Genomic DNA, 1302 nt, shown 5'->3' with positions numbered 1-1302 from the left:
TGCTCGATGCTGCGGTCGGCCCAGTGGAATGCGGCCAGAGTCGGGATCGCCACGGTGAGGCCGGCGGCGGTGGTCAGCAGGGCTTCCCAGATACCGCCGGAAAGAATCGAGGGATCCACCTGTGAGCCAGCGGTTTCCAGTGCCTGGAAAGCGCCGATCATGCCGAATACGGTACCCAGCAGGCCCAGCAACGGGGCGATGGCGCTGATCACTTCAAGCACCCGCAGGCCGCCGCGCAGTTCATCCAGGCCGCTGCGCGCCAGGCGCAGGCTTTCTTCTTGCCAGGCGGCTTCGTCCAGATTGCGGTTCTGCCAGCACTGCCACAGAACCCGGTCGATGGGGCTGTTGAGCTTGCCCGGCTCGCCGGGCTGTTTGCCCTGACGCAGAGCATTGAGCAGCTGGTCCGCCTGGCGGCTGTTGCCGGGGCGGATACGGGCAAATTGCAGGATCTTGGAAATCAGCGTGGCCAGGGCAATCACGGACAACAGGGCGAGGACCCACATGGTGGCGCCGCCACTGACAAACCATTCCGGCAAGTGCAGGGAAATTGGGGGCATGGAAAACTCCAGCTATGGGCAAATGATCAGGTGCCCGGTCTTGGGTACACAAAGGCTTATGTAGTCTACCGCGTAATAATGGAAGCCCGATGACAGGAAATCACAGGGTGGCGCGCGGCAATTACATGAGCGTCAAGGGTTGAATAGGGTTCGCAATACTAAGAGTTTTACCTTCTTAATGCAAGTCATTCCTATTTGGGATGTATTCACAGGTAGCGGCAAAGTGCCGCAGGTAAAAGGGCTGCGAGGGGGAGCGGGAACGAAAAAGGCGCCGAAGCGCCTTTTTCGTCCCATCGATACGGATTATTTGCTGAGCAAACGGTAATTCAGGTTCGATTCAATCCGGTTGCCGGACTGGTCCAGTTGCTCGATGGCATTGACCGCGTCCTTGAGATATTGGCGTTGGGTGTCGTCATCGGCCTCTGGGTTGATGGTGTAGACATCTTCCTGGGTAACGCCTTCCTGGTATTTGCGCGATGCCCAGTTACCCCGTTCCACGGCATTCAGTTTCACGGTGGAGCCGCTCATGTACTCTTCACGCAGCTCGAATCGGGTAGGGCTGTCGTGCTGATCGCGGTACAGGGTCAGGGTGGTACGAATGCCCGAGCAGTCTGCACAGGGGAGCATCCCGCTGTAGATTTCTTTCTGTGCGGTAGGATTAATCGGCGCTTCCGGTTGGCTCTGGCAGCCGGCAAACGCAACGGTGCAGCCGAGAACAGCGGCGGCGAAATAAGTCTTCATGAAT

General features: G+C 58.5%; 2 protein-coding genes. Both read right to left on the bottom strand.

The window, feature by feature from the left end; genetic code table 11:
• On the bottom strand, positions 1–557 hold a 557-nt coding region (locus tag A3754_RS05235), incomplete at its 3' end, for a MotA/TolQ/ExbB proton channel family protein (protein ID WP_063519008.1).
• Positions 558–860: 303 nt separating this feature from the next.
• Positions 861–1302, bottom strand: a 442-nt coding sequence (locus tag A3754_RS05230) for a copper resistance protein NlpE (RefSeq protein ID WP_231880497.1), incomplete at its 5' end; no start/stop codon positions are given.

The organism is Alcanivorax sp. HI0083 (assembly GCF_001635175.1).
This window is presented reverse-complemented; position numbering and strand designations above follow the sequence as displayed.